25 protein-coding genes and 1 riboswitch are annotated in these 24746 nt (G+C 68.8%); of the genes, 9 read left to right on the forward strand and 16 right to left on the reverse strand.

Features of this window, described 5'->3' with window-relative positions; translation table 11 throughout:
* Nucleotides 1-107: 107 nt before the first annotated feature.
* Nucleotides 108-1106, reverse strand: a complete 999-nt coding sequence (locus A5727_RS00275; protein ID WP_068242595.1) for an NAD(P)H-dependent flavin oxidoreductase — start codon at nucleotides 1104-1106, stop codon at nucleotides 108-110.
* A 19-nt stretch (nucleotides 1107-1125) separates the two neighbouring features.
* Complete coding sequence (locus A5727_RS00280; protein ID WP_068242598.1) at nucleotides 1126-1881, reverse strand: 3-hydroxyacyl-CoA dehydrogenase; 756 nt, start codon at nucleotides 1879-1881, stop codon at nucleotides 1126-1128.
* 149 nt (nucleotides 1882-2030) lie between these two features.
* Nucleotides 2031-2096, forward strand: a riboswitch (guanidine-III (ykkC-III) riboswitch).
* Between the two features lie 11 nt (nucleotides 2097-2107).
* On the opposite strand from A5727_RS00280, the gene A5727_RS00285 reads away from it, so the two are divergent.
* A complete protein-coding gene (locus A5727_RS00285) occupies nucleotides 2108-2422 on the forward strand; it encodes a DMT family transporter (protein WP_068242601.1) in 315 nt (104 codons plus the stop codon).
* Between the two features lies 1 nt (nucleotide 2423).
* Nucleotides 2424-2816, forward strand: coding sequence for a DMT family transporter (locus A5727_RS00290; RefSeq protein ID WP_068242604.1), 393 nt, complete (start codon nucleotides 2424-2426; stop codon nucleotides 2814-2816).
* 4 nt (nucleotides 2817-2820) lie between these two features.
* Here A5727_RS00290 and A5727_RS00295 read toward each other — a convergent pair whose 3' ends face one another.
* Nucleotides 2821-3906: a CaiB/BaiF CoA transferase family protein gene (locus A5727_RS00295; protein WP_068242756.1), complete on the reverse strand. Its 1086-nt coding sequence runs from the start codon at nucleotides 3904-3906 to the stop codon at nucleotides 2821-2823.
* A 115-nt stretch (nucleotides 3907-4021) separates the two neighbouring features.
* Between A5727_RS00295 and A5727_RS00300 the strand changes: the two genes are divergently transcribed.
* Both A5727_RS00300 and tet(V) read left to right on the forward strand, forming a co-directional pair.
* Entirely contained in the window at nucleotides 4022-4834 is an 813-nt protein-coding gene (locus A5727_RS00300; protein ID WP_068242759.1) for an enoyl-CoA hydratase, read from the forward strand.
* Between the two features lie 131 nt (nucleotides 4835-4965).
* Nucleotides 4966-6240 carry a tetracycline efflux MFS transporter Tet(V) gene (gene tet(V), locus A5727_RS00305; RefSeq protein WP_231991900.1) on the forward strand — a complete coding sequence of 425 codons (1275 nt, stop codon included), beginning with the start codon at nucleotides 4966-4968 and terminating at the stop codon, nucleotides 6238-6240.
* A gap of 94 nt (nucleotides 6241-6334) precedes the next feature.
* Here tet(V) and A5727_RS00310 read toward each other — a convergent pair whose 3' ends face one another.
* From A5727_RS00310 to A5727_RS00320, 3 genes are read right to left on the reverse strand one after another with little or no spacing between them, the layout of a single operon-like run.
* A complete protein-coding gene (locus A5727_RS00310) occupies nucleotides 6335-7033 on the reverse strand; it encodes a CPBP family intramembrane glutamic endopeptidase (protein WP_068242610.1) in 699 nt (232 codons plus the stop codon).
* Nucleotides 7030-8187, reverse strand: a complete 1158-nt coding sequence (locus A5727_RS00315; protein ID WP_068242613.1) for an NAD(P)H-binding protein — start codon at nucleotides 8185-8187, stop codon at nucleotides 7030-7032. Before A5727_RS00315 ends, A5727_RS00310 begins: the two co-directional genes overlap by 4 nt.
* A gap of 9 nt (nucleotides 8188-8196) precedes the next feature.
* Nucleotides 8197-8730, reverse strand: coding sequence for a gamma carbonic anhydrase family protein (locus A5727_RS00320; RefSeq protein ID WP_157521138.1), 534 nt, complete (start codon nucleotides 8728-8730; stop codon nucleotides 8197-8199).
* Between the two features lie 327 nt (nucleotides 8731-9057).
* On the opposite strand from A5727_RS00320, the gene A5727_RS00325 reads away from it, so the two are divergent.
* On the forward strand, nucleotides 9058-9822 hold the full coding sequence (locus A5727_RS00325) for a fasciclin domain-containing protein (RefSeq protein ID WP_068242616.1): 765 nt from the start codon (nucleotides 9058-9060) through the stop codon (nucleotides 9820-9822).
* A 65-nt stretch (nucleotides 9823-9887) separates the two neighbouring features.
* On the opposite strand, the gene A5727_RS00330 is transcribed toward A5727_RS00325, so the two are convergent.
* Nucleotides 9888-10691 carry a crotonase/enoyl-CoA hydratase family protein gene (locus A5727_RS00330; protein ID WP_068242619.1) on the reverse strand — a complete coding sequence of 268 codons (804 nt, stop codon included), beginning with the start codon at nucleotides 10689-10691 and terminating at the stop codon, nucleotides 9888-9890.
* Nucleotides 10688-11848, reverse strand: a complete 1161-nt coding sequence (locus A5727_RS00335) for a thiolase family protein (RefSeq protein ID WP_068242623.1) — start codon at nucleotides 11846-11848, stop codon at nucleotides 10688-10690. Before A5727_RS00335 ends, A5727_RS00330 begins: the two co-directional genes overlap by 4 nt.
* 132 nt (nucleotides 11849-11980) lie before the next feature.
* On the opposite strand from A5727_RS00335, the gene A5727_RS00340 reads away from it, so the two are divergent.
* The gene (locus A5727_RS00340) at nucleotides 11981-12628 is read left to right on the forward strand and encodes an NAD(P)H-binding protein (RefSeq protein WP_068242625.1); all 648 of its coding nucleotides are present in this window, start codon (nucleotides 11981-11983) and stop codon (nucleotides 12626-12628) included.
* On the opposite strand, the gene A5727_RS00345 is transcribed toward A5727_RS00340, so the two are convergent.
* Nucleotides 12625-13221 carry a TetR/AcrR family transcriptional regulator gene (locus A5727_RS00345; protein WP_068242628.1) on the reverse strand — a complete coding sequence of 199 codons (597 nt, stop codon included), beginning with the start codon at nucleotides 13219-13221 and terminating at the stop codon, nucleotides 12625-12627. The genes A5727_RS00340 and A5727_RS00345 overlap by 4 nt on opposite strands.
* 152 nt (nucleotides 13222-13373) lie before the next feature.
* Here A5727_RS00345 and A5727_RS00350 point away from each other — a divergent pair, with 152 nt between their 5' ends.
* On the forward strand, nucleotides 13374-15101 hold the full coding sequence (locus A5727_RS00350) for a thiamine pyrophosphate-binding protein (protein ID WP_068242632.1): 1728 nt from the start codon (nucleotides 13374-13376) through the stop codon (nucleotides 15099-15101).
* Complete coding sequence (locus tag A5727_RS00355; protein ID WP_068242635.1) at nucleotides 15101-16237, forward strand: zinc-binding dehydrogenase; 1137 nt, start codon at nucleotides 15101-15103, stop codon at nucleotides 16235-16237. The genes A5727_RS00350 and A5727_RS00355 overlap by 1 nt, the downstream gene beginning before the upstream one ends.
* Here A5727_RS00355 and A5727_RS00360 read toward each other — a convergent pair.
* The 3 genes from A5727_RS00360 to A5727_RS00370 are packed head-to-tail and all read right to left on the reverse strand — an operon-like array spanning nucleotide 16234 to nucleotide 19863.
* Nucleotides 16234-17979, reverse strand: coding sequence for a DUF3556 domain-containing protein (locus A5727_RS00360; protein WP_068242638.1), 1746 nt, complete (start codon nucleotides 17977-17979; stop codon nucleotides 16234-16236). The genes A5727_RS00355 and A5727_RS00360 overlap by 4 nt on opposite strands.
* Before the next feature lie 50 nt (nucleotides 17980-18029).
* Complete coding sequence (locus A5727_RS00365; RefSeq protein ID WP_068242641.1) at nucleotides 18030-18563, reverse strand: DoxX family protein; 534 nt, start codon at nucleotides 18561-18563, stop codon at nucleotides 18030-18032.
* 34 nt (nucleotides 18564-18597) lie between these two features.
* The gene (locus A5727_RS00370; RefSeq protein ID WP_068242644.1) at nucleotides 18598-19863 is read right to left on the reverse strand and encodes a DUF1298 domain-containing protein; all 1266 of its coding nucleotides are present in this window, start codon (nucleotides 19861-19863) and stop codon (nucleotides 18598-18600) included.
* Between the two features lie 50 nt (nucleotides 19864-19913).
* On the opposite strand from A5727_RS00370, the gene A5727_RS00375 reads away from it, so the two are divergent.
* Complete coding sequence (locus tag A5727_RS00375; protein ID WP_068242647.1) at nucleotides 19914-20717, forward strand: SDR family NAD(P)-dependent oxidoreductase; 804 nt, start codon at nucleotides 19914-19916, stop codon at nucleotides 20715-20717.
* Between the two features lie 40 nt (nucleotides 20718-20757).
* Here the strand turns inward: A5727_RS00375 and A5727_RS00380 are convergent, their stop codons facing one another.
* The 4 genes from A5727_RS00380 to A5727_RS00395 are packed head-to-tail and all read right to left on the reverse strand — an operon-like array spanning nucleotide 20758 to nucleotide 24741.
* Complete coding sequence (locus A5727_RS00380) at nucleotides 20758-21465, reverse strand: hypothetical protein (protein WP_068242650.1); 708 nt, start codon at nucleotides 21463-21465, stop codon at nucleotides 20758-20760.
* Entirely contained in the window at nucleotides 21462-22178 is a 717-nt protein-coding gene (locus A5727_RS00385; protein ID WP_068242653.1) for an Rv1363c family protein, read from the reverse strand. Before A5727_RS00385 ends, A5727_RS00380 begins: the two co-directional genes overlap by 4 nt.
* Complete coding sequence (locus A5727_RS00390; protein WP_068242656.1) at nucleotides 22142-23605, reverse strand: MCE family protein; 1464 nt, start codon at nucleotides 23603-23605, stop codon at nucleotides 22142-22144. The genes A5727_RS00385 and A5727_RS00390 overlap by 37 nt, the downstream gene beginning before the upstream one ends.
* Before the next feature lie 2 nt (nucleotides 23606-23607).
* Nucleotides 23608-24741, reverse strand: coding sequence for a virulence factor Mce family protein (locus A5727_RS00395; protein ID WP_068242659.1), 1134 nt, complete (start codon nucleotides 24739-24741; stop codon nucleotides 23608-23610).
* Nucleotides 24742-24746: the final 5 nt, after the last annotated feature.

A 24746-nucleotide genomic window follows, 5' to 3' on the forward strand; every position in this document is an offset into this window, starting at 1 on the left:
ACCCGCGCCCGGGGGGGGGGGGCGAGGGGGTTTTTGGCGGCCGCCGCCGGGGGGGGGGGGGGGGGGGGGGCGGGCCCCCCCCCCCCCCCCCCCACTCGAAGCGGAGATCAGGCGGCCGATTCCTCGGCGTCGTCGGCGACCATGTCGGCCAGGCGACCGGTGATGATCTCTTCGGCCTCGCCGACGATGCGCGACACCAGGTCGCCCACGGTCGGGATGTCGTTGATCAGGCCCATCGCGGTGCCGACGGTCCAGATACCGGCGTCGATGTCGCCGTTGTCGAACACCTTGCGGCCACGCACACCCGCCACCAGATCCTTGACGTCCTCGAACTGACCGCCGTCTTTGAGGATCTGCACGACCTCGCGCGACACCGCGTTGGACGCCACGCGTGCGGTGTTGTGCAGGCTGCGGAAGATCAGTTCCGTACCCCGCTCGTCACCGGCGACGATGGCCTCCTTGACGTTCTGGTGGATGCACGACTCGACGGTGCACATGAACCGCGAACCCATGTTGATGCCGTCGGCGCCCAACGCCAGGGCCGCCACCAGGCCACGCGCATCGGCGAAGCCGCCCGAGGCGATCATCGGGATCTCGATCTGAGCGGCCGCCGCCGGGATCAGCACCAGGCCGGGCACGTCGTCCTCACCCGGGTGACCCGCGCACTCGAACCCGTCGATGCTGATGCCGTCGACGCCCAGGCTCTGGGCCTTCACGGCATGGCGCACCGAGGTGCACTTGTGCAGCACCTTGATGCCGTTGTCATGGAACATCGGCAGATGCGGCGCCGGGTTGGAGCCCGCGGTCTCGACGATCTTCACCCCCGAGTCGACGATCACCTGGCGGTATTCGTCGTACGGCGGCGGGTTGATCGACGGCAGGATCGTCAGGTTGACGCCGAACGGCTTGTCCGTCAGATCCCGCGTCCGGGCGATCTCGTTGGCCAGATCGGCTGGGGTGGGCTGCGTCAGCGCGGTGATGAAACCCAGCGCACCCGCATTCGCCACGGCCGCAACCAGTTCCGCGCGTCCGACCCACTGCATACCGCCCTGGGCGATGGGGTGCTCGACCCCGAACGCCTCAGTGAACTTTGTCTTGATTGCCATGCAGATTCCTTCCCCCTGGTCAGCGAGGCGCCATACGGATCGCCCCGTCGAGGCGGATCACCTCGCCGTTGAGCATCGGGTTCTCCACGATATGCACGGCCAGTGCGCCGTACTCATCCGGATCGCCCAGTCGCGCCGGGTGCGGCACCTGCTGACCCAGCGACTTCTGCGCCTCCTCGGGCAGCGAACCCAGCAGCGGCGTCTTGAACAGGCCCGGCGCAATGGTGCACACGCGGATCAGTTCCCGCGACAGGTCGCGGGCGATCGGCAGCGTCATTCCGACCACGCCGCCCTTGGACGCCGAGTACGCGGCCTGGCCGATCTGACCGTCGAATGCCGCCACCGAGGCGGTGTTGATGATGACGCCGCGCTCTTCACCCGCCAGCGGCTCGGTCTTCGCGATCCGCTCGGCGGCCAGACGCAGCACGTTGAACGTACCGATCAGGTTGACCTGCACGACGGCGTTGAACGCATCGAGCGGGAAGGCGCCGTTCTTGCTCAGCGTCTTGATCGCATTGCCGATGCCGGCGCAGTTGACGTTGATCCGCAGCGGACCCATCTCCTCCGCGACGTCGAGGGCCCTACTCACCGCGGCCTCGTCGGTCACGTTGGCGGCGACGAACTTCGCGCGGTCACCGAGTTCGGCGACGACCTCTTCACCCTTGAGGTCGATCACCACCACCGAGGCTCCGCGATCGAGCAGGCGCTTGGTGGTGGCCAAGCCGAGCCCGGACGCTCCGCCGGTGACAACTGCCACGGAGTCCTTGATCTCCACGTCAATGATCCTTTCGTCATCTTCGACCTACTGGTTGGTCGGGACTATACCGACCGCTGTGCCGCAGGTCTCACGGCCCTCCCCCAAGGCACGACGCGACATCTGTTTCAACGCCATGACGGCACTGAAACAACGAGGTAACCTGGCTGATGGAGCCCTGTTCTCGGGCTCGCGGACGAGGGAGCAGTACCCGCACCGGACAAGACTGACTCAGGAAGGTCTTGCCATGGCATGGCTGGTGTTGGTGATCTCCGGGTTGTTTGAGGCCGTCTGGGCCATCGCACTGGGTGCATCCAATGGATTTCGGCGTCCGATCCCGGTTCTCGTGTTCGTCGTCGGGACCGTGGCAGCCCTCGGTGGCCTGGCGTATGCGATGACAGAGCTGCCCGTGGGCACCGCGTACGCGGTCTGGATCGGCATCGGCGCCACTGTCACGGTGCTGTGGTCAACCCTCGTCGGCAACGAGCACATGACGACAAAGAAGGCGCTGCTGCTCACGCTGCTCATCGGCAGCGTGGGCGGCCTGAAGGCGGTGAGCTGAGATGGCGTGGTTGGTGCTGATGGTGAGTGCGGTGCTGGAGGCGGCCTGGGCCACCGCCCTGGGCCACTCCAACGGCTTCTCCCAGTGGGGGCCGACGGTCGTGTTCGCCATCACGTTCGCGCTCAGCATGGCCGGCCTGGGTTGGGCCGCTCGACGCATCCCCATCGGCACGGCGTACGCGGTGTGGACCGGGGTGGGCGCCGCGCTCACGGTCGGTTTCGCGCTGCTGACCGGCCAGGAGGCGGCGTCGGCGGTCAAACTCGTCTTCATCGCCGGCATCATCGTGGCCGTCGCCGGCCTGAAACTGGTGTCGGCGCAGACACCCACCGAGGACACCGAGCCGGCGCCCAAGCGCCAGCTGGTGTCCTCGTCTCCTCGAACGTCAACGTCCTAGAGCGTCAGCTCCAGTCGCGCAGAACGGCCTCGGTGTCCTCGCCGGGCACCCGCGGCGGCGTCGGGGTGCCGGGCTGCGACCGGGAGAAGCGCGGCGCCGGGCGTGGCTGCAGGCCGTCGTTGCCGGCGTCATAGAAGGTGTCACGTTCGGCCACGTGCGGTTCATCGAGCACCTCACCGAACGACAGCACCGGCGTCACGCACGCGTCGGTGCCGTTGAAAACCTTGGCCCAGTGGTCGCGGTCGTGCTTGGCGAAGGTCTCGGCGAAAATCTCTTTGAGCTTCGGCCACCCGGCGACGTCGTTCTGGGCCGGCAGGTCGGCCGGGTCAAGACCGAGACCTTCGAGCATCGCGGCGTAGAACTGCGGCTCGATGGGGCCCACGGCGACGTACTTACCGTCGGCGGTTTCGTAGGTGTCGTAGTACGGCGCGCCGGTGTCGAGCATGTTGGTGCCGCGCTCATCGGACCACATGCCGCTGGCCCGGAACGCCCACATCATCTGGATCAGCACGCTGGAACCGTCGATCATCGCGGCGTCGACCACCTGGCCCTTGCCCGAGGTCTGACGCTCATAGAGCGCCGCGAGGATACCGACGAGCAGGAACATCGATCCACCGCCGAAGTCACCGGCGAGGTTCAGCGGCGGCACCGGACGCTCACCCTTGCGGCCGATGGCGTGCAGCACGCCGTTGAGCGAGATGTAGTTGATGTCGTGACCGGCCTGCAGTGCGCGCGGGCCGTCCTGGCCCCAGCCGGTCATCCGGCCGTAGATGAGGCGCTCGTTGACCTTGGCGCAGTCCTCGGGCCCCAGTCCCAGACGCTCGGTGACGCCCGGACGGAAACCCTCGATCAGCACGTCGGCCCTGCTGATCAGGTCCAGCACCAGCTGCCTGCCCTCGTCCGACTTGAGGTCGGCGGCCACCGAACGACGGTTGCGCAGCATCGCATCCCGGCTGGGGTTGGAGCTCTTCGACGGGCGCTCGACCCGGACGACGTCGGCACCGAGGTCGCCGAGGATCATCGCCGCATGCGGCCCCGGTCCGATTCCGGCCAGCTCTACAACTCGCAACCCCTGAAGCGGTCCCGCCACGTTGTCCACCCTTCACCCGAATTTCGTTGACGTGTGATCTGCATCTTCTCACCGGCTCCCAACCAACTGACGGGTGGGCTGTGCTGATGCGGTGTGGAGTTCCTATGGTGTGTTCATGACGATCGCGGAAACCGGCCTGGACGCACTCACTCCCGTCGACGGGCTCGTCGTCGATCTGACCGACGGCGTGCTGTCGATCACCATCGATCGGCCCGACAGCCTCAACTCGGTGAACCCGAGCGTGTTCGCGGGGATGGCCGACGCCCTCGAGCGCGCCGCGACCGACCCCCGGGTGCGGGTCGTGCGCCTCGGCGGCACCGGACGCGGATTCTGCGCCGGCGCGGGCATCAGCGCCGACGACACCGGCAACGGGCACAACCCGATGGAGACGCTGCATCAGGGCAATCGCACGATCCGCGCGATCGTCGACTTCCCGCGTCCGGTGGTCGCGGTGGTCCAGGGTCCGACGGCCGGTATCGGCGTCTCGCTGGCGCTGGCCTCCGACCTGATCCTGGCGTCGGAGAAGGCGTTCTTCCTGTTGGCGTTCACCAAGATCGGACTGATGCCCGACGGCGGCGCCTCGGCCCTGGTGGCCGCGGCCATCGGCCGCGTGCGTGCGATGAAGATGGCGCTGCTGGCGGAACGCGTGACGGCCGCCGAGGCACTGGAGTGGGGCATGGTCAGCGCCGTGTATCCGGCCGAGCAGCTTGAGGCCGAGGCCGATGCCGTGATCAAACGCCTGATCGCCGGCCCGGCGGTGGCCTACGCCAAGACCAAGCGCGCCATCAACGGCGCCACCCTCGGCGATCTGGACACCACGCTGGCCCACGAGACCGCGGGTCAGCACATCCTGCTCGGCGGGCCCGACTTCCACGAGGGCGTCACGGCCTTCCAGGAGAAGCGCGCACCGAACTTCACCGACATCTGACCCTCCCGCCGCCCAAACGTACGTTTGGGCGGGAAAGTGCGAGTGATTCACGCCATTTCGTCGATCTCGGCGCGGAAAATCAGTGGACGCCGCGGAGGCCCCTCCAGGACCATCGCCTGGTGAGCACTGAACTGGAGCGGCAGTCGGAGGCGGGTGCCTCCGGCGGGTGGCGCGTGCTCGCCCCGTTCCGGTTCCGCGAATACCGCCTGCTGATCGCTGCGGTCTCTCTGTCGATCTTCGCCGAGGGCATGTGGGCCGTCGTGATGGCCCTGCAGGTCATGGAACTCGACCACGACCCCGCGGCGCTGTCGCTGGTGGCGACGTGCCTGGGCGCGGGCCTGGTGGGCTTCGTGCTGGTGGGCGGCATCGCCGCCGACCGATTCCCGCAACGCGCGATCATTCTCGTGGTCGAGGCGGTCAACCTGGCCGCCGTCACGGTGGTCGCGGTCCTCGGCGCACTGGGTCTGCTGCGCGTCTGGCACATGGCCGTGGCCGCGGGCGTCCTGGGCATTGCGGCGGCGTTCTTCTTCCCCGCCTACAGCGCCTACCTGCCGCGCATCCTTCCGCCCGAGCAGCTGCTGGCGGCCAACGGAGTCGAGGGCGTCATGCGCCCCGTGCTCCAGCGCGCCGTCGGCCCAGCCGTCGCGGGACTCCTTGTCGGAGCGACGTTTCCGACGCTGGGGTCGGTCACGGTCGCAGTCCTGTTCGCGCTGGCGCTGGCGCTTCTGGTGGCCACCCGCCCCGTGGGCAACGAAGTGGTGATCGAACCCGCACGCGTCAAGGCGCGCGTCCTGACCGACTTGGCCGACGGCGTGCGGTTCATGGTGAAGACACCCTGGCTGCTGTGGACGCTGCTGTTCGCGAGCGTGTTCGTGCTGGTCGTGATCGGACCGCTGGAGGTGCTTCTGCCGTTCATTGCGACCGAACGCTTCGAGGACGGTGCCCGCAGTTACGGACTGGTCCTCGCGGCGTTCGGCATGGGTGGTGCCCTCGGTGCGCTCGGGGTGTCCTCGCGGCGTCTGCCGCGGCGCTATCTGACGGTGATGATGCTGATGTGGGGCGCCGGGTCGCTGCCGTTGATCGTGATCGGGTGGACGAGTTCGTTCTGGCTCATGGTCGTGGCGTCGTTCCTCGTCGGGGTGACCGACGGTGCGGGCACAGTCATCTGGGGCACGCTGCTGCAGCGCCGCGTGCCGCCGGAGATGCTCGGCCGGGTGTCGAGCCTGGATTTCTTCGTCTCGCTGGCGTTCATGCCCGTCTCGATGGCGATCGCGGGGCCGTTGTCGAAGGTGGTCTCGATGCAGACGATCTTCGCGGTGGCCGGCATCCTGCCGATCATCCTTGCGCTGATCGCGTTGGCCGCCGCCCGGATGCCGCGCGACGAGATCGCGCATCCGCTGTCCTGATTCCCCGCGAGCAGACACAAACTCGCATAAAACCGAGCCAGAACGTGCGAGTTTGTGTCTGCTCGCGGGAGAGGGAGGCGCGCTGGAAAGGGAACTAGACGCCGAACAGTGGCGGCAGCGCGAGCACCATGATCAGACCCCAGACCAGATGCGTCAGCATCGGTGCCAGCACACCACCCGTCGCCCGGCGCTCGACTACACACACCAGACCGAGCACCACCGCTGCGAAACCGAGCATCGGGTTACCCGACGCCGAGGTCGCCACGATGTACAGCAGCGTCGAGATCAACACTGGCCGAGTGTTTCCCAGCGCGCTGTAGAGCGCGCCGCGGAAGAACAGCTCCTCGGCCAGCCCATTGGCCAGCGTGATGGCCACGACCAGCGCGAGGCTGCCCTGGTTGGCGAAGGCCAGCACGCGGGTGATCGGCCCCGCGATGACCTCGATCTCGCGCGCCACCAAGGCCCCCACGACGAACGCCGCGCCCACCGCCAGACCGACGCCCAGTCCCGTGAGCACGGGGCGTCGCTGCCTGCCCGCGACGGTCACCCAGCCCAGGTGCAGCGGGCCGGACAGCAGCGCCCCGCCCGCCCACACGATCGCCATCGCGATGGTCAGCCAGTAGAAGCTCGCATCACCCGGGGTGCGCGTCAGCGACAGGCTGAGCAGCACCGCGCCGAGCACAAGAACCGCGACGACGATCATGCGTCGCCGTCGCAGCACCGACGGCGACTCCCGTGGTGCGGCAGCCGCACCGGTCACCAGGGCCGTGATCTGCTCGAGCACCCCGGTCATAACGGCCCGGGCTTTCCCAGCTTCCCGGAGATCGCGTCGAGGGCGTCCAGGCTCGCGCGCACCGCACCCGCAACGGGTTTGGGCACCGCGGAGATCAGCCCAAGGGCTGGGTGGGCGAACGCCGGTGTGACCATGGCCGCCAACCGCTGGATTCGCAGCGCGTCACCGCCGGCCCACTCCGCGTCGGTGTCGGCCAGGTGGTGCGGATCCGAAAGCTGGTCCACGGGTTTGGGTTCGACGGGCTCCAGCGAGCGACTGATGGCGTCCTCGATGCCGACCAGTCCGCCGTCGGGGTCCGGCACGATGTCGCTGAGACGGTGCGCCGAGGCCGTCATCGGATAGTCCAGGGAGGCAACCAGATCCGCGGCCAGCCCGCCGGGGATCGGCAAGCCGACGGCGGTCAGCCAGGACAGTGCCGCGGTGTCGATGCCTCCCACGTCTATCCGCGCGCGCCGATTTCCGGCCAGCCGTGCGTAGGTGCGCATCAGATCACCGTATGTCGTGGTGGCCGGCCCGCAGATGTCGTAGGAGCCGGGCGGCACCTGGTCGGGGTCGGCCGAGGCCAGAAGATAGTGCAGCACATCGCGAATCGAGATCGGGTCCATCGGGTGCCGGGCCCACTTGGGCATCGGCATGAGCACGAATCGGTCCCCGGTGTAGCGCAGCATCTCGAACGAGGTGGACCCGGCGCCGATGATCATCGCCGCCCCGAGCCACACCACCTCGGGGCCGCCGTCGACATGCAGTGCGTCGGCCACCTCGGCGCGGCTGGCCAGATGCTCCGACAGGGAGTCGTCGTCGGGCACGAAGCCGCCGAGGTAGACGATGCGCTTCACCCCGGCCGCCTTCGCGGCCTGCGCGACGTGGGTGGCCGCGGCGTTGTCGGCATCCCGGAAGCCGGGTTCTCCGATGCCGTGGAGCAGGTAGTAGAGGACGTCGACGGGACCGGCCGCGGCCACCGCGGCGGCCGTGCCGTCGGCGTCGGCCGCATCGAGCAGGACGGCGGTGACTCGGTCGATCCAGCCGTAGGCACCGAACTTGGCGGGATCCCGGCCGGCCACCGTGACCTCATGCCCCGCGTCGAGCAGGGCCGTGACGAGCCGCGACCCGACATACCCCGAGGCCCCGGTGACCAGGATTCGCATCGATTTCACCCCCTGCGGTTACCCACTGGCGCCGCGATGCACCTCAATCAGATGTTGATAGACCTCTGAGTTGTAGTGGTTGGCGGCCACCTCGGCGTCCGACAGCTCACGCCTGACCTTGCCGGGCACCCCCGCAACCAGTGACTTCGGCGGGATCACCATGCCCTGCGGCACCAGGGCGCTGGCCGCGATCAACGACCCCTTCCCCACGACCGCACCGTTGAGCACGACGGCGCCCATCCCGATGAGCACGTCGTCCTCGATCGTGCAGCCGTGCAGCACCGCATTGTGGCCGACACTGACCCCGGCGCCGACCGTCACGGGGAACTCCGGGTCGGTGTGCACGGTGACACCGTCCTGGATGTTGGACCCGTAGCCGATCTCGATGGGTTCGATCTCGGCGCGCAGCGTCGCGGAGTACCAGACGCTGGCCCGCGCGGCCAGGATCACGTCCCCGATCACGCTCGCGTTGGGCGCGACCCAGCTGTCGGCGTGCAGGCGGGGCGTCCGGCCCTTGATGGAGAGGATGAGCGGCTCAGGCATGGGCGCCATCGTAAGGCGTGCGCACATTCGCGCTGGTACGCCCGCATCAGACCGGCGCCACTGGGCGGGCCGGCCGCGCGGCCACAACGACTCCCACGACGCCGCATTCCCGCTGGCAGGGGGCCTGCGGCTGATCCTGGACGCGTCCAGCGGCGGCGTCTCCCCACGCGCCCCACCCGTCACCGGGCAACGGGCCGTGTCGGTGCCGCGGCCGCGGTGTGCTTACGATTCCTGCTGGACAGACGCCATCTGGCGTCTCGCATGATGAGACGCGCGCCTCAGATCCGTAACGGCCGCACACGGCGCGACGACGTAAAGGCGACGAGAGGAGCCGATATGACGACTCGATTGAAGACCCTTGGCGTGGCCGCGGCCGCAGCAGCCTTCGCCATCTCCATCCCCACCGCACTGACGGCCTATGCCGAGCCCGCCCCGGAGCCCACCCCGAGCCCGACCGCGACTCCCACCGTCTCCGCCACGGTGCCCGATGTGCACGGCCCCAAGTGCGATGACTTCAAGAAGTCGCTGGGGGCGGCGGGCCAGCAGGGCCTGCTCAACCTGTCCGGCACCGACGCCATCGCGAGCATTCCCGACCTGAGCACGTTCAGCTCGGCCATCTCCGGCGGCCTGAACCCGGCCGTCAACATCGTCAGCGTCATCGACAACGGCCCGTACAACATCTTCGCGCCCACCAACGAGGCGTTCGCCAAGCTCGACCCCGCCGAGCTCGAGGCGCTCAAGGCCGATCCGGCCAAGCTCACCGCCCTGGTCTACTACCACATCGCGCTGGGAACGCTGGGTCCCGACGACATCCACGGCAAGCTCACCACGCAGGAGGGCTCTCAGATCACCATCACCGGCAAGGGTGGTGATCTGAAGTTCGACGACACCGCCAAGGTGGTGTGCGGCGGCATCACCGCGCAGAACGCCAAGATCTACATGATCGACACCGTGCTGTCGCCCGAGGGCGCACTGCCGGGCACCGCGACCACCACGACCTCGCCGACCAGCACCACGGAGACGACGGCCACCACGACGGGGGCCGCGGAGAGCACCGAGGCGACCCCGGCGACGACGACCACGTCGGCCGAGTCGGAGTAGCAGACACAGGAAAAGCGCCCCGGAATCGAAAGATTCCGGGGCGCTTTCTGTTTGGGTTGCGGAGCCTAGCGGGCCTTCCAGACCGGCGCGCGCTTCTGCGCGAAGGCCAGCGGTCCCTCCATGGCGTCCTCGGAGGAGAACACCACCTTCATCTCCCGCTTGGTGCGGTCCCAGCCGCCCTTGTCCCCGGTGATCACACCGTCATCGACGCCGTAGGCCACCCGCTTGCTGGCCTGCACGGCCAACGGCGCATTGGCCGCGATGCGCTCGGCCAACGCCACGGCGGCATCGACCACCGTGCCGTCGGGCACCACGTCGTTGATCAGACCCCACTTCAGCGCCTCGGCGGCGGACAGCGGTTCGCCGGTCAGGATCAGCTGCATGCCGACCTTGCGCGGCAGCTGGTCGACGATGCGGAACACGCCGCCCGCGGCAGCGATGAGACCCCGCTTGACCTCGGGCAGCCCGAACTGCGCCCGCTCCTCGGCCACCACGAGGTCACTGGCCAGGGCCAGTTCGGTGCCACCGCCAAGCGCGGTCCCGTTGACCGCGGCGATCGTCGGCTTGTCGATGAAATGACTGACGTAGCCGGCGAATCCGTACTCCGGGTGGTCCGGGTGGAACAGGTTCTCACCGCGAGAGATCGCCTTGAGGTCCGCGCCGGCGCAGAACGACTTGTCGCCAGCGCCGGTGAGGACCACGGCGCGCACCTCGGGATCGGCCTGCGCCTGTGCCAGAGCGTCACCGACCGCGGTGCTGACCGCGGCGTTGATCGCGTTGCGGGCCTCGGGACGGTTGATGGTGATGATCAGGACGTTGCCCCGACGCTCGGTGAGAGCGCCGGGGGCCTCCTGCGCCGTCTCCGTCACAGCAGCTCGAGGATCGTGGCGTTGGCCTGGCCGCCGCCCTCACACATGGTCTGCAGACCGTACTGAATGTTGTTGTCCCGCATGTGGTACAGCAGCGTGGTCAGGATGCGTGCACCGGAACCGCCCAGCGGGTGGCCCAGGGCGATGGCGCCACCGTTGGGGTTGAGCCTGGACTCGTCGGCGCCGATGTCCTTGAGCCATGCCAGCGGGACGGGTGCGAAGGCCTCGTTGACCTCGAACGCACCGATCTGATCGACGCTCAGGCCCGACTTCTTCAGCGCCTTCTGCGTGGCCGGGATCGGAGCGGTCAGCATGATGACCGGGTCGGCCCCGGCCAGCACCGCGGTGTGCACCTTGGCCAGCGGCTTGAGACCGAGGTCCTTGGCCTTCTCCGCAGACATGATCAGCAGCGCGGCCGAACCGTCCGAGATCTGGCTGGAGTTTCCGGCGTGGATCACACCGTCCTCCTTGAACGCGGGCTTGATCTTGGCCATCGACTCGACGGTGCCGCCGCGACGGATGCCGCCGTCCTCGAGCACGACGGTGTCGTTGCCGTCCGCGTCCTGGGTCTTGATGCCGACGATCTGATCCTTGAAGGCACCGGAATCCTGTGCGGCGGCGGCCTTCTCATGCGACCGCAGGGAGAACTCGTCGAGCTGGGTGCGGTTGAAGCCCCACTGCTCGGCGATCATCTCGGCACCGACGCCCTGGTTCGGGGTCTGATGGTTGTAGCGCTCACGGAAGGCCTCCGGGTAGGGGTGCCCGCCGTTGGCCAGCGAGGAGCCCATCGGGGTCCGCGACATCGACTCGACGCCACCGGCGACGACGACGTCGTAGTGGCCGGCCACCACGCCCGCGACGGCGAAGTGCAGGGACTGCTGGCTCGAACCGCACTGGCGGTCCACGGTGACGCCCGGAACGGTCTCCGGCCAGCCCGCGGTCAGCACCGCGGTGCGCGCGATGTCCAGAGCCTGCTCACCGGCCTGCATGACGCAGCCCCAGATGACGTCGTCGACGAGTGCGGGGTCGACTCCCGCGCGCTCGACCAGGCCATTGAGCACCTGCGCCGACAGCTCACTGGGGTGAACCCCCGACAAGCTGCCATTTCGCTTCCCGACCGGGGACCGGACGGCCTCGACGATCACGGCTTCTGCCATGGACCTCTCCTCTCAACTAGTTGGTTGATCATCTGTTCATAGCACCAGTGCAGCGCCGCCACATCGCCGGGGCGCAGTTACGCCCGTACGCTCTGATCTGTCGGGGATGTTCGTCACGAGGCTGGAGTTCTGATGTCCGACGTCATCATCTTCGGGGGCCACGGCAAGGTTGCCCTGCATCTGGCCAGAATTCTGAGCGATCGGGGATATCGCGTCACGTCGGTGTTCCGCAACGCCGACCACACCGACGACGTGATCGCGACGGGCGCGCGCCCTGTCGTCGCCGACATCGAGAACCTCGGCGTGAGCGAACTGAGCAGCCTGATCTCCGGCAACGCCGCAGTGGTGTTCTCCGCGGGCGCGGGGGGCGGTGACCCGGCCCGCACGTACGCCGTCGACCGGGATGCCGCGATCCGGGTCATCGACGCCACCGCCCAGGCGGGCACCCGCCGCTTTGTGATGGTGTCCTACTTCGGTGCGGGCCCCGATCACGGTGTCCCCGAGGGGGATCCGTTCCACGCCTACGCCGAGGCCAAGGCCGCGGCGGACGCACGACTGCGGGCGTCGACGCTGGACTGGACCATCCTGGGCCCCGGTCGGCTGACGCTCGACGGCGCGACCGGCCTCATCGACGTCGGTGACGCCGCGGCCAACGGCGCGGTGTCCCGCGAAGACGTGGCGCTCGTCGCCGCCGCCGCCCTCGAGGACCGCGACACCGTCAAGCGCACCATCGAGTTCAACAACGGGTCGACGCCCATCGCGCAGGCGCTCAAGCCCTAGTCCTGCAGACCGGTCAGCATCAACTCGACGGTGTGGCCCGCCGCGGCACGCAGGTCGATGTCGGGGGTGTCGAACCAGTTCGCGACGCACCCGGCCAGGACCGTGACCACCATGGTCGCGATGAACTCCGCACCCAACTGCGCACCGCGCAGATCTCCGTTGCGCTGCCCCTCGGCGATGACCTCGGCGACCAGGGCGATCAGTTCCGGATGCAGCGTCTCACCGCCGACCGGCGTCTCCGGCCGATTGAGCATGTCGAAGGCCATGGCGCGCATGGCCGCACTGCTGTCGGCCCAGGCGTCGGCGATGACGGCCGCCACGGTGCGCAGCTTCTCCGCCGACTGGGCGCCGGCGTCGATCGCCGCACGCGCCCGATCGGCCAGCCGACGGTTGAACTCCAGCAGCAGTGCGCCCTTGGCGCCGTAGAACCGGAAGAACGTGGCCCGCCCGATCTCGGCGCGTTCACAGATGTCCTCGACCGTCACCTCGGCATAGGGACGCTCCTCGAACAACTCCATCGCGGCCTCGTAGATCGCGGCCCGGGTGCGCGCCCTCTTGCGCTCCCTCAGCGTCAGCGCCGCCCCGTCGTCCATGACCGCAGCTTAAGCGACCCGCACCCTTGACAGAGACTGAAATACCAATTGATACTCAAGTCTCATTATTGGTGTGACCCAGGAGACGCCGTGACACAGTTGGAGGGCCGGGTCGCAGTCGTGACCGCCGCGGCCACGACCGAGGAGCCGAAATGACAGTCAACGGAGGCGAACTGCTCGCCCGCGCTCTGAATGCCGCTGGAGTCACGGACGTCTTCGCGCTGCACGGCGGGCATCTGGACTCGTTCTGGGCCGCATGCGCCGACAACGACCTGCGCCTGATCGACACCCGCCACGAGGCCGCCGCGGGCAACGCCGCCGACGGCTACGCCCGCACCACGGGCCGCCTCGGCGTCGCCGTCGTCACCTCCGGTCCCGGATTCGCCAACGGCTTCGCCGCGCTTCCCAATGCACTGGCCGACGGCGTGCCGATGCTCATGATCGCCAGCGCTCCCCCGCTGCGCGAACTGGAGACCAACGAGATGCAGGGCGGCCTGGACCAGGTGGCCGCGGCGTCGGCCGTCACCAAGTGGGCACACCGCATCGTGTCGACCGAACGCATCCCCGACCTGGTCGCGCTGGCGATCCGCAAGGCGCTGTCGGGCCGGCCCGGACCGGTGTTCCTCGAGATCCCGATCGACGTGCTGGTCACCCCCATCGACGAGACCGCCGTCGCCCAGAGCGGCGCGGCCGTCATCGGCGACCGGCCCGCCCCCTCGCCGTCCGCGGTGGCCGCGGCGCTGGAGCAGTTGCGCACCGCGGCGCGTCCGGCGATCCTCATCGGCGGCGGCACGCTGTGGTCGGACTGCGGCCAGGAACTGGCGAAGTTCGCCGACCACGCGGGCATTCCGGTGTTCGCCAACAACCGCGCCACGGGCGTGCTGCCCGCCGACCACCGCTGTAACGCCTGGGCCATCGACAATCTCGCGGTTCTCGCCATGACGGGCGCACAGGGACCCGACGTCGCGCTGCTGCTGGGCGCGCGGACGGGCCTGCTCACCGGCGGCCGGGCCAACTCGATGATCCCGGCCGACGCGACACTGATCCAGGTCGACCTCGAGGCCGGCGAGTTCGGCCGCCTGCGTCCCGTCGAGGTGCCCGTGGTGGCGGACTGCCGAGAGTTCCTGCGGGCGCTGCTGGACACCGACACGCGGTGGCCCGACCGCACCGAATGGCTCACGCAGGCAACCTCGGCGCAGACCATCGTGGACCAGTTGTACGCCGCGGTGCCGCCGGTCGAGGACGGCCAACTGCACCCCTACCACGCCGGCCGCGAGGCCGTGAAGGCCGCGGGCCCCGGATCGGTGCTTGTGCTCGACGGCGGCGAGGCCCCGCTGTGGGCCGGGATGAGCCTGGCCGCGGCGGCCCCGCATCGCGCCCTGAACCTCGGGTACATGGGCTATCTCGGGATCGGGCAGGGCTTCGCGATCGGAGCGCAGATCGCCGAACCCGACCGGCGCGTGCTGCAGGTGACGGGCGACGGCGCGTACGGGTTCCACATCCAGGAACTCGACACCATGGTTCGGCACGGGCTGCCGATCGTCACCGTGGTGCTGAACAACGCGTGCTGGGGCATGTCGATCCACGGCCAGGAGGCGGTCTACGGCCCGGGCAGCGATGTCATCACCCGTCTGACCGACACCGACTACCACGAGATCGCCCGTGCTTTCGGCGGTTACGGCGAGAAGGTGACCGAGCTCGACGAACTCGCCCCGGCGATCGAGCGCGCATTCGCGTCCGGCCTGCCGGCGTGCATCAACGTCGCGGCGTCCGGTGCGGCCGTGCACCCGCTGACCACCATGATGCTCGGCGACCTGTCCGCCGAGGACGCGATCGTCGTGCCGTACTACGAGAACATCCCGGTTCAGGGAGGCCGCTGATGAAGGCCGTCAGCTGCCAGCATGCGACGCTGTCGGTGGTCGATGTCCCGTCCCCGCAACCGGCCAGGGGGCAACTGCTGCTGACCGTGTTGCGTTGCGGCATCTGCGGATCGGACCTGCACGCCAAGGATCACGCCGACGAACTGGCGGAGGTGATGACGGCCGTCGGGGTCGAGCACGCCATCGCCTCCGACGTGCCGGTGGTGTTCGGGCACGAGTTCTGCGGCGAGGTCGCCGAACGAGGCCGCGGCACCGGCCGGCAGTTCAGGACCGGCGCTCGGGTGGTGTCGTTCCCGCTGCTGCGCGCCCGCGGCGGCGTGCATCTGACGGGGCTGTCCCCCGCGGCACCGGGCGGCTATGCCGAACAGGTGCTGGCCGAGGCCGCCCTGAGCTTCGTGGTGCCCAACGGCCTGTCCCCCGACATCGCAGCGTTGACCGAACCCATGGCCGTCGCGCTGCACGCCGTCCGGCGCAGCGACATCACCCGCCGCGACACCGCCGTCGTGATCGGCTGCGGCCCTGTGGGTCTGGCGATCATCTGCCACCTCAAGGCGCAGGGCGTCGAGAACATCATCGCCAGCGACCCCTCACCGGGACGACGGGAGTTGGCCCGGCGGTGCGGCGCCACCCTGGCCGTCGACCCGACCGAGGAGTCGCCCTACGCGTCCGCACCCGGTGTGACGTCGGGAACCGAGCTGTACGAACTGGGTATGAGTGCCATGGAGAAGATGCGCCGCGTGCCCGGGTGGGTGCACCTGTACCGCATCGCCGACAAGCTGGGCGCCGGAGCGCCCAAGCGTCCGGTGATCTTCGAATGCGTCGGAAACCCCGGCATGATCGACTCCATTCTGGCTGCGGCGCCGTTCAATTCGCGGGTGGTGGTGGCCGGGGTGTGCATGGGCGCCGACCGGCTGCGGCCGACACTGGCCAACAGCAAGGAGATCGACCTGCGGTTCGTCTTCGCCTACACACCGCTGGAGTTCCGCGACACGCTGCACCTGCTGGCCGATGGCAGGGTCGACGCCGCACCCATGGTCACCGACACCGTCGGCCTGCAGGACGTCGCCGCGGCGTTCGAGGCGCTGGGCAATCCCGACAAGCAGGCCAAGGTGCTGATCGACCCGTCGCTTCGCTAGGCCTGCCGGGTCCGCGTGCTGGTCTGCACGTGCACCGGCACCGCGTCGTCCCAGGGTTGGCGCGTCACCGCGTCGGCGACGTCGATCCAGCCGCGCTCGAATTCGCCTGTCGCGGCGTCGACGAGGCGGTACTCCTGACGCTGCCGGTGGATGGGCTGGGCGTCGATGAGGATGACGCGGACCTCTCCCGGTTCGAACCCGCAGCGCTTCTGCATCGCGGCGATCAACTGCTCGTTGTGCATGTGCCCGTCGCCGAAGTTCCAGCCGATGGCCGTCGAGCAGATGCGCTCACCGTCGGTCAGCACGTAGTCGGCCTCGTCCTTGTCGGCCAGCGCCCGATGCACGAGCGTGAACATCATCCGGCCGTGGGTGTTGAACGAGCGGAACGCATACCCCAGGTAGAGCGGAATCTGCGCGGCCTCGGGGCTCCCGTAGACGCGCTCCAACTGAGCCTGCGGCATGCTGGCGATCGCGACCAGCCCCTGCGTGATCTTCTCTGCCGCAGACGGTTTCACACACCACAGCGAGCTGTCCCAGTTGCCGGCGTAATAGCGCATGCCGGGCAGGAAGGAAACCTTGCGGGGAAACAGGTTTCCGGTGGCCACGGTGCCGGCGAGCAGCAGGAACAGCAGCAGGGGCCACAGCGTGCTCAGGTCACCGAGGCCGACGTCGGCGTGCCCGACGAACAGGGTCAGCACGCAGAAGATCATGAAGACGTTCCACTCCAGCGGCACCCCCATCGGAATGGAGGTAAGGATGCCGAGGTGGAACACCACCATGACGAACGCCGCGATCGCCGTCGGCCACCCGCCGTGGGACAACAGCAGCGCGATCGGCACCAGCATCTCGACCGCGGTGCTGAAATGCGCGACGATGCGCGAGATCCGGCCGGGTCGCAGGTCGTCGGGGAAGCGTTCGAAGAACTTCCGCTTGAGCGCGCGCGGGCGCACGATCGGACTGTTGGACATCATCGTGGAGATCACGAACGGGAAGTGCTTGTTGAGCTTCGAGGTGGCCGCACCGATCCAGATCACCACGCACACCAGCTTGGCCGCGATGATCATGTCCACGCCGTACCCGGCGAGCAGGAACGCCACCGTGAAGGACGCGTAGACCTCGCCGCGGGCGGCCAGGAAGATGACCTTGTCCCGCAGGCCGGCCACCGCGAGCAGACCGAGCACGGCCCAGATCTGCCACATCGGCAGCACCCCGACCTCGGTGCCCAGTCCTTGGACCGGTCCGGTGCCGTCGGAGAACAGCGCGATGACGAGCACGACCAGCAGTGCCCCGTAGAGCAGCACGTCGACCGGGGACCGATTGTCTCCGCGGGTGAACGGCACCTTGTCGGGCCATGGGGGCAGCCGAATGGTGTTGGGCCGCAACCAGTAGAGGATCGATCCCATCGGGGGCAGGAACCGGTTGTTCAGCGGGCCGAAACCGCATCCGAGGCCGACGACCTCGAAGAGCATCGTGTAGAGGACGACCTTCTCGAACACGATCGGTTCGGTCCACCAGTCCCCCACCGCGGTGAATCCGTCGATGCCGCGGGTGGTGAGCACCACCAGCCACGCGCCCAGGATGTAGAGCCCGATCTTGAGGACGTAGAACAGGTGCAGCACCACGGGGGTGCCGAAGCCGACCTCGGCCCAGTGCCGGGCCATCGGGCGAATCTTCTCCGACCAGGTACCCGCGCTCCAGGTCTCGAAGTCGACCACGGGAAGTTCAGGCTTGAGGAATCCCATGCCCGACAGACTAGAACGTGTTCTAGATCAACGGGAGTGGCTTCGGCGACTCAGGGCTGCCCCGTCTTGGCCGGCGGCCGGTAGAAGATCGCGAGTTGGCCGATCCCACCGGCCAGACCCAGCCCGACGGCGATCAGGAAGCCGCACCACCCGTGCAGCAGGTGATCGACGCTCGACCCCGAGAACAGCAGATGGTCGAGGCTGTAGCGGCCCGCACCGATCGCGGCGATCGAGACCGCGGCGACCGCGAGGATCAGGTTGTACTCCCAGCCCTCCTTGACGATGAAGAAGCCGTTGGCGCGGTGCACCGTCCAGGCGGCGACGAGCATCAGGGCCACGAAGCCCGCGGCGGGGATCGGCGTCAGCAGGCCCAGCGCCAGGCCCAGGCCCGCAGCGATCTCGGTGCTGGCCGCGACCCGGGCGTGAAACAGGCCCGGTTTCATCCCGATGCTGTCGAACCACCCGGCGGTGCCGGGGATGCGGCCGCCGCCGAAGAACTTGTTGTATCCGTGCGCGGCCATCGTCAGGCCGAGCGTCACACGCAGGAGCAGCAGTCCGAAGTCCATGGCCGAGTCGTAGGTCATGTAACAGAACTTAAGTCATCTGTTAACCGCTTGCCTAGTGGGACTGCCCCACCGCCAACGCTCGTTGCAGGATGCCGACGTAGTCGTCGAGTTGTGCCTGCGTCATCACTGAATCCGCCGCATGAACGCTCACCGCGATCGTGTCGCCGATGCCGTGCACACCGTGGGTCACGCCCATCATCGGCGACAACGCGGGGTATCCCGCGGTGAGCACCACCGGGGCACCGTCCAGCCGCAGGTCGGCACTCCCCCGGTTCACGCTCGAGACCACGGTGTTGCCCGTGACCACCGGCGAGCGCACGCCCGCGTCGAACTGGGCGACGCCCCACCGGAGCAGCACCGCCGGCGTTGCCGCGAACGATTCGCCCGATGCGACGGTCGCCGGATGTTCAGCCCGCAGGTGAGCCGCGCGCAGATCTGCGGCAATGGCCTCGGCACGCCGCTCGGCAGGCAGATCCGGGTACAGGCCCACGCCGACATTGCGGAAATGGTTGCGCGAATATCGAATTCCCGGCTTGGCCATCGGCACCTCGGCGCAGAGGGTGGAGGTGTCCTCACCGCGGGCGCGCAGATGGGCATCCAGGGCGGCACCGATGGCCACCAGGGCGCCGATGGTGACGGTGCCGCCGCGGTGGGCAACCGTGCCGCGGTCGGTCACCACGGTGCGGATGCGACGCGGCCCCGCCGGTGCGGCGTTGGTCAGCAGCGCCGGTCTGGGCGGCGGCGGGGCCGGGATCCGGCCGGCCTCGATGTCGGCGACCAACGCACGGTGGGTGCGCGCGGCGGCGACACCGTGCCGCACCAGGCCTCCGCGGCGGCGCTGCGGCAGCACCGGAACCGGCGCGTCGCGGCCGAACAGCCAGCCCGCCAGTTGGCCCGCGCGGGTGCCGTCGGCCAGTGCATGCGCAATCTGCAGCACTGCGACGGTCACCACGCCGTCGCCCGTGGGCGCACCCGCGGTGAACAGGTGCAGTCGCCAGGCTGATCGCCGCGGATCCAACTGCCGGTCGGCCAGCGCCCCGACGGCGTCCAGGCAGCCCGCCCAGTCCCGGACACCGTCATGCACGACGAACTGCGTACGGGTGGGCGGCGCGGGCACCCATCGCGGGTACCGCAGGGCGCAGTCGTCCTCGATCCGCACGCCCAGATCCGGACACGCCGCGGCGCGCCGAGCCAGGCCGTCGAGGAGCTCCTCGCCGATGTCGACAGCGCCGGCGAAGGCGTACAGCGGGAACTGGTCGCTGGGGAGCTTCGCCGCCAGCCAGTACGTCTGCGCGTCGACGGGTTCCAACCTGGGCACCGGACCTCCAGAACCGTTGACGGGGCCTCATCCCACCCTAGGATCGGTTGATGCTACCCACCGCCCGGACCGGCCACGCCGCGGTGATCACGGGCGCCTCCTCGGGCATCGGCGCGGCCCTGGCCGCCGCTCTCGTCGACCGCGGACACGAGGTGGTGCTGGTGGCGCGGCGAGTCGAACCGCTGACCGCTGTGGCCGAATCGCTCGGCGCCACGGCGCATGTCGTGGCCGCCGACCTGACGCAACCCGCCGAACGGGCGGTCCTGCCCGCGCGGATCGCGGCGCTGGGGCTCACGCCCAGCCTCCTGGTGAACAACGCGGGCGCGGCCACACTCGGGCCGATCGCCCAGGCCGACCCGATCGCGGAACTGGCGCTGGTCGAACTCGACGTCGCGGCCGTGGTGGACCTGTGCTGCCGCTTCGTACCGGGCATGGTCGAGCGCGGCACCGGCGCGGTGCTCAACGTGGCGTCAGTCGGCGCTTTCGGGCCGGTGCCGGGGCAGGCGGGCTACGGTGCCGCGAAGGCGTTCGTGCTGTCGTACACGCATGCGCTGCGCGGAGAACTGCACGGAACCGGGGTCACGGCAGCGACGCTGTGCCCGGGACCCGTGCGCACCGGGTTCGGCGAACGCGCAGGATTTCCGGACGCCGAAGCCGAGAAGATGCTGCCCCGATTTCTGTGGGTGTCCGCCGAACAGGTGGCCGCGGCCGCGCTCGACGGACTGCGCGCCGACCGCGCGGTGATCATTCCGGGAGCGGCGAACCGGGTCGCGGCCGCGCTGAACCACCTGATGCCGCGGCGGCCGCTGGTCCGCATGCTGGCACGCTCCCACCCGGGAGCCCGTCAGCGCTGAGACGTCAGTGTGAGGACTTCAGCGTCGGGACTGAAGCGCGTCAGACCGGGTCGAAACCGGAGATCAGCCAGCGGTCGCCGACCTTCTCCAGCGTCACCTTGACGCTCGAGGCGGTCGCCGTCGGCGCACCGTCACCGATGATCACTGTCTGGTTCACGAACACCAGCGCCTCGGCACGGTCGGCATCGGCCGAGATCGACGCGACGGCGGGCACGCTGGCCACCGCGGAGATCTTCTGCTCCTTGGCGCCCGGGATCACGGTGTCGTTGATCAGCGACGCGTAGGACTCCTTGAACCCGCCGGTCAACAGGTCCTGCGCGGAACCGAGATCCTGCTCGACGGTGTCGGGCTTGTAGGACAGCATCTTGACGGTCGAATCCTTGGCGACCTGGGTCGACTCGATCGCGGCCACCTCAGCCGTACGCACCGAATCGTCCTGCCACTTCAGGAAACCGGCGGCCGCGGCGAGCAGAAGCGCGAGCGCGGGCAGCAGAGCGAAGGCCACGATCCTGCCGAAGGTCGAGGAACCCGACTCGGCGGCCGCGCTCTCGTCGGCGGCGCCGTCCGCCGACTCCTCGGCGGAGTCGCTGTCCGACTCGTCCTCGGCGACCGACGTCTCGTCCGACTCCGTGGGCTCGGCGGCGTCGTCGGCCGTCGTCTCGTCGGTGGTCTCACCCGTGGTGGTCTCGTCAGCGTCGACAGGCACTTCGGCGGTTTCCTGTTCCTTGTTGCTTGGCTTGTCGGTCACGGCACGAACTCGACGTTGGACACCTTGGCCTCATCCGGACCGGTGTTCTTGACCGTGATGCGCATCCGCCACATCCGGGGCGACTGCTCGGGTGCACCGGCGTTCGACGTCTTCACCGTGACGGCCACGAGCACCTGCGCCGACTCATCGTCGGCCGACTCGATGCCGGCCGCGGTGACCTCACCGGCGGACTTCGACTGCGCCTGCTTGACCACCTCGGTGAACGGTGCCGACCGCTTGGAGAAGTCGTCGTAGAAGGTGTCGGTCGCCGAGTCGAGGATGCGTTGCACTGCCGCGTCGGCGTCGGTGAAGTCGATCGTCGTCAGGTTGATCGCGGCCTGGCGGCCGACCTGCAGGAACAGGTCGCGCTGCTGGTCGGCGTGCCGTGACTCGTTGGCCCGCCAGCCCAGCCAGCCCACCACGCCGCCGAGGGCGACCACCACGACGAGGCCGACGATGGTCGCGAGCGTGACGTGCGAGATGGTCCGTTTCGGAGCAGGCGTCGTCGCCTCGCCACCCTCGCTGGACTCGCTGGACTCCGCGTCGAAGTCGGCCACCTCGGTCTCCGCGTCCGCATCAGCGGCGTCGGGGGTGGTCTCCGTCTTCGGTGTGGTGTCCTGAGGCGATTCCGATGCCTCCGCGGGGGACTCGGTCAACTCGGTTCCGGTCGACTCGGTCAGTTCCCCTTCGGGGGCAGCAGCATCGTCTGCCATGTTTGCTCCTCTGCGGCACTGCGGGCCAGGTTGGATTGTGTATACGTCTGGCCGTCAGGTCCAACGTACGTGCCGGTACTGGGGTCGTACTCAGCGGCTGCGATCGCGGGCACCGCGGGCGGCGGCGGCAACTCCGGCGGCGCAGGTGAGGCACCCGGGCCGGTCGCCGGAACAGCCTGCCCCGACAGCGTCGCGTTCGGGTCGCCCTTCCACGCGAAGCCGTCGTTGAGCGGACGGTAGAACTCGTCGCTCTCACACATCCGCACGGTCGGTGCACGTTTGCCGGGACGGGTCACGCACGGCACGTTGCGCGCACCGCGCACGTTGAACGCCGAGTCCTGCGGAATGCGGCAGTAGATGTCACCGGCCGGGCGGTCCGGATGGTCCACATCGGCGGGCACCCGCTTCTGCTGCGCGGGCAGGAAGCCCGTCACACATGGTGGCGGCAGGTTCAGGTTCAGGTTGAAGCTCAGGTAGGCGCCCCGGTAGTCCTGCCGGGTGTGCCGGTTGGCCGTACCAGTGGCCGAACTGACCGCCGTGCCCTGCGGCAGCAGCACAAGCAGCTGCTCGATGTTGGGCTGATAGGTGACCGCGACCTCGCCGACACTGACCAGATTCGCCAGCAGGATCGGCAGGGACGGCTGCAGCCGGTCGAACAGCGCGCGCACCTCGTCGGCTGCGGGAGCACCCTTCTGGAGCACGCCCGCGACCGCCTGATCCTGCTCCTTGAGCTGGCCGGTGACGACGTCGAGGTTCGCGGCCCAGCGCTGCACGGCGCTGGAGGTGTCGGTCTGCGAGTCCAGCACGGGCTTGGACTTGTCGATCAGCGTCGTCAGCTCATCGAGGTTGGCCCGCGCGTCGATCGCGATCTGCGTCGAACCCTTGACCAGCCGGGACAACTCGGGTCCCAGACCACCGAACGCGGTGTAGGACTCGTCCACGACGGTCTTGAGGTTGTCGTGCGGAATCGCCTGCAGGCCACGGTTCGTCGCGTCCAACAGCGAGTTGACGTCCGGCGGGACGAACGTGCGGTCCACCGGGATGACGTCACCCTCTTTGAGGAACGGCGGATTGGGCGTGCGCGGCATCAATTCGACGTACTGCTCACCGACGGCCGAGACGCTGCCCACGGCGGCGTCGAGATCCGCGGGGATCTTGAAGTTGGAGTCCATCGCCAGGTCGGCCACCACGCCGTTGTCGGTCAGCCGGACGTCCTTGACCCGTCCCACCTCGGTGCCCCGGAACGTGACGTTGCCCCGCGGGTACAGTCCGCCCGCCTCCGGCAGCTGCACCGACACCTTGTACTGGCCGACGCCGAAGAGCATGGCGGGCAGTCCCATGAAGTTGAACACCATGACGGCGCCGGCGACCAGCGCGACAAGCGTCAGCACCGCCATCTGGATGAGCGTCTTGCGTGTCAGATGCATCGTTACCGCCCCTGATCCCAGTGGTAGGGCTGAATCAGCGGGTTACCCGCGGTGTACGGGCTCGGCAGCTGCCCGATGGTGCGACCCCACTGCAGCTCGAGCTCGGTCAGATCGCCCTCCCAGCGGGTGCCGGTGAAGAACCCGGCGTCAATGCGGCTCAGGGTCAGATCGAAGACCAGGCTCAGGTTGCCGTAGTCACCGCGCATCCAGTTGTCCAGGGTCTCCTTGGGCCACGGGAACGTCGGGAAGAAGCTCAGCGAGCGGGTCAGCGCCGGACCGGCGTCGGCCAGCGACTGCAGCACGGGACCGATGTCGCGCAGCTCCTGGACCAAGGCCTCCTTGGTCTGGTTCACCGAGTCGGCGGCCAAGGCGCTGAACTGTCCGAGCTGGGTCAGCGCGTCAGCCAACTGGGTGCGCTGATCCTTGAGCACCTCGAGCGCGTCGGGAATGGTCTTGACGGCCCTGTCGATCACGGGCTTCTGATCCGCGAACTGACCGACGAGGCTGTTGAGGCTCTCGGTCGCCGCGATGATGTCGTCCTTCTGCTCATTGTTGTACGCAATGAACTTGTCCAACTGCTCGATCAGGCTGCGCAGATCGGCCTCGCGACCGGTGAACGCGGTCGAGAAGGCCATGGTGATGTCCTGGATCCGGCCCACGCCGCCGCCGTTGAGCAGCAGGGACACGGCGGCAAGGGTCTGCTCCGTGGTCGGGTAGGCGCCGCTGCGCTCCAACGGGATCAGGTCGCCGTCCTTGAGCCGCCCTTCAGGTTCGACGTCCCTGGGCGGGGCCAACTCCATGTGCAGCGAGCCCAGCAGGCTGGTCTGGCCGACCGTCGCCGTGGCGTTGGCGGGCAGTTCGACGTCGCCGTTGAGCCGCATCGTGACCAGCGCATGCCAGCCCTGCCGCTCGATCTTGGTGACGTTGCCGACCGTGACGTCGCCGACCCGCACCCGTGAGTTCTGCTCGATGTTGTCCACGTCGGGCATCTGCGCCTGGATCGTGAACGCGCCGGGCCCGTGGCCCTCGGTGCCCGGCATGGGCAGGGAGTTCAGCCCCTGCCAGTCGCCGCACGCCGTCAGCGCGGTGGCCGAGACACCCAGCACCGCGACGGCAATCGATCGTCTCGCACGCATGGCCG

The sequence above is a fragment of the Mycobacterium sp. ACS4331 genome (assembly GCF_001667265.1).
In the GTDB taxonomy this organism is placed as follows: domain Bacteria; phylum Actinomycetota; class Actinomycetes; order Mycobacteriales; family Mycobacteriaceae; genus Mycobacterium.

What these genes read in the sequence shown, in the direction of transcription:
- A5727_RS00375 (WP_068242647.1), top strand. Translation starts at nt 19,914, where the DNA reads ATGCTACCCACCGCCCGGACCGGCCACGCCGCGGTGATCACGGGCGCC.
- A5727_RS00355 (WP_068242635.1), top strand. Translation starts at nt 15,101, where the DNA reads ATGAAGGCCGTCAGCTGCCAGCATGCGACGCTGTCGGTGGTCGATGTC.
- A5727_RS00390 (WP_068242656.1), bottom strand. Translation starts at nt 23,605, where the DNA reads ATGCATCTGACACGCAAGACGCTCATCCAGATGGCGGTGCTGACGCTT.
- A5727_RS00360 (WP_068242638.1), bottom strand. Translation starts at nt 17,979, where the DNA reads ATGGGATTCCTCAAGCCTGAACTTCCCGTGGTCGACTTCGAGACCTGG.
- A5727_RS00290 (WP_068242604.1), top strand. Translation starts at nt 2,424, where the DNA reads ATGGCGTGGTTGGTGCTGATGGTGAGTGCGGTGCTGGAGGCGGCCTGG.
- A5727_RS00395 (WP_068242659.1), bottom strand. Translation starts at nt 24,741, where the DNA reads ATGCGTGCGAGACGATCGATTGCCGTCGCGGTGCTGGGTGTCTCGGCC.
- A5727_RS00285 (WP_068242601.1), top strand. Translation starts at nt 2,108, where the DNA reads ATGGCATGGCTGGTGTTGGTGATCTCCGGGTTGTTTGAGGCCGTCTGG.
- A5727_RS00275 (WP_068242595.1), bottom strand. Translation starts at nt 1,106, where the DNA reads ATGGCAATCAAGACAAAGTTCACTGAGGCGTTCGGGGTCGAGCACCCC.
- A5727_RS00350 (WP_068242632.1), top strand. Translation starts at nt 13,374, where the DNA reads ATGACAGTCAACGGAGGCGAACTGCTCGCCCGCGCTCTGAATGCCGCT.
- A5727_RS00340 (WP_068242625.1), top strand. Translation starts at nt 11,981, where the DNA reads ATGTCCGACGTCATCATCTTCGGGGGCCACGGCAAGGTTGCCCTGCAT.
- A5727_RS00335 (WP_068242623.1), bottom strand. Translation starts at nt 11,848, where the DNA reads ATGGCAGAAGCCGTGATCGTCGAGGCCGTCCGGTCCCCGGTCGGGAAG.
- A5727_RS00300 (WP_068242759.1), top strand. Translation starts at nt 4,022, where the DNA reads ATGACGATCGCGGAAACCGGCCTGGACGCACTCACTCCCGTCGACGGG.
- A5727_RS00345 (WP_068242628.1), bottom strand. Translation starts at nt 13,221, where the DNA reads ATGGACGACGGGGCGGCGCTGACGCTGAGGGAGCGCAAGAGGGCGCGC.
- A5727_RS00385 (WP_068242653.1), bottom strand. Translation starts at nt 22,178, where the DNA reads ATGGCAGACGATGCTGCTGCCCCCGAAGGGGAACTGACCGAGTCGACC.
- A5727_RS00325 (WP_068242616.1), top strand. Translation starts at nt 9,058, where the DNA reads ATGACGACTCGATTGAAGACCCTTGGCGTGGCCGCGGCCGCAGCAGCC.
- A5727_RS00320 (WP_157521138.1), bottom strand. Translation starts at nt 8,730, where the DNA reads ATGGCGCCCATGCCTGAGCCGCTCATCCTCTCCATCAAGGGCCGGACG.
- A5727_RS00310 (WP_068242610.1), bottom strand. Translation starts at nt 7,033, where the DNA reads ATGACCGGGGTGCTCGAGCAGATCACGGCCCTGGTGACCGGTGCGGCT.
- A5727_RS00365 (WP_068242641.1), bottom strand. Translation starts at nt 18,563, where the DNA reads ATGACCTACGACTCGGCCATGGACTTCGGACTGCTGCTCCTGCGTGTG.